Annotated in this window: 1 protein-coding gene; it reads right to left on the bottom strand. The window is 62.0% G+C overall.

The features are described from left to right. Positions 1 to 97: 97 nt before the first annotated feature. A complete protein-coding gene (locus AC1D1X_RS22145) occupies positions 98 to 1,483 on the bottom strand; it encodes a phosphomannomutase/phosphoglucomutase (protein WP_477668061.1) in 1,386 nt (461 codons plus the stop codon). Positions 1,484 to 1,825: the final 342 nt, after the last annotated feature.

Genomic DNA, 1,825 nt, shown 5'->3' with positions numbered 1-1,825 from the left:
CACCAGTGGGGGCCGAGGGTCCGGCTTTGCCGGCCCCAGGCGCCGCCCCCTCGAGGGGGGAACAGACTACACGCAGTGAGTCTGGAAGGGGGTGAGCTTAATGTGAGGCGGCAGCGAAGCTGGCGCCGGGCTTGACGCTCCGCAACAAGGTCAGCATGTCGGTCTCGATGCGCTCCAGTGCCTTTTGGGTGTGGCCCTCAAAGCGCAGCACCAGCACCGGCGTGGTGTTGGATGCACGGATCAATCCAAAGCCGTCGGGCCAGTCAACGCGCACGCCATCAATCGTCGAGATCCTGGCAGGCGCCGCGAATTTCGCGGATTTGATCAAGGCCTCCACCACCGTGTGCGGCTCGCCTTCCTTGCAGGCCACGTTCAGTTCGGGCGTGCTGAAGCTGGTAGGCAGGGCATTGAGCACGATGCCGGCGTCGGGCACGCGGCTCAGGATTTCCAGCAAGCGCGCGCCGGCGTAAGTGCCGTCGTCAAAGCCGTACCAGCGCTCCTTGAAGAAGATATGGCCGCTCATTTCGCCGCCCAGCGGCGAATCGACTTCTTTCATCTTCGCCTTGATGAGTGAGTGGCCGGTCTTGTACATCAACGGCACACCACCAGCGGCCTCGATCTCGGGCGCCAGGCGCTGCGAGCATTTCACGTCGAACAAGATGGTGCCGCCCGGCACGCGTGAGAGCACGTCGCGGGCAAACAGCATCATCTGCCGGTCGGGGTAAATGTTCTGGCCGTCTTTGGTGACGATGCCGAGGCGGTCGCCGTCGCCGTCAAAGGCCAGGCCCAGTTCGGCCTTGCCGCTTTGCAGGGCCTTGATCAAATCCTGCAGATTTTCGGGCTTGCTGGGGTCGGGGTGGTGGTTGGGGAAATTGCCGTCCACTTCACTGAAGAGTTCGGTCACCTCGCAGCCGAGCGCGCGAAAGATCGCAGGCGCCGAAGCGCCGGCTATGCCGTTGCCAGAGTCGATAACGATTTTGAGCGGACGCTCGAGCTTGATGCCGGACACGATGCGGTCGCGGTAGGCCGTTTCAACATCGACCTGGCGAATGGCGCCGGCCTGGGACGGCAACACCCATGTCTCGCCTTCCATCGCGCGGCGCAGCGCCTGGATTTCTTCGCCATAAATGGCGCGGCCTGCCAGCACCATCTTGAAGCCGTTGTAGTCCTTGGGGTTGTGACTGCCTGTGACCTGGATACCGGAAGCCGTGAGGGTGCTGGCCGCAAAGTACAGCATGGGGGTGGTCACCATGCCGACGTCGATCACTTCCATCCCCACCGCGGCCAGGCCGCGCATCAGCGCTGCACTGAGCGATGGCCCGCTGAGGCGCCCGTCACGGCCTACCGCCACGGATTTCTCACCTTCGGCCAGCGCCGCCATGCCAAAAGCCTTGCCCAGCGCCTCGGCCATTTCCTCATGGATGGTGGAGGGCACGACACCGCGGATGTCGTAGGCCTTGAAGATGGACGGGTTGATTTGCATCGGCGAGATCCTTCAATTTGATGGGTTTGATTGTAGGGGGCGGTCCTTTCGCGAACTGTAGGCCGCCACCGTTTCCAGGGGGCCCGTTCAGACTATGGAAAGCTTCGCCAAAGTGGTATCTAACCGGTCTCCAACGAGGCAAAAAACAGCTAGCCTGGACAGGAATTTTGAAGGCTTTTTCGACCAAAGGGACATGTCCGAAAACGGCTAGTCAACAGCCTGCTGCGGCGTATCATTTCCCTCATGAACCGCGAAACCACCCCTCTTGCCGACAACGACTGCTACCTTGCCCTGAAGGCGCGGGACGCCCGGTTTGACGGCAGCTTTTTCACCGGTGTGACC

This window comes from Polaromonas sp. P1_G4 (genome assembly GCF_056405475.1).
Note: the sequence above shows the minus strand (reverse complement) of the source record. Positions and strands in the feature narration are given on the sequence as shown.

Coding starts and splice junctions, on each gene's coding strand:
- AC1D1X_RS22145 (WP_477668061.1), bottom strand. CDS start 1,483: ATGCAAATCAACCCGTCCATCTTCAAGGCCTACGACATCCGCGGTGTC.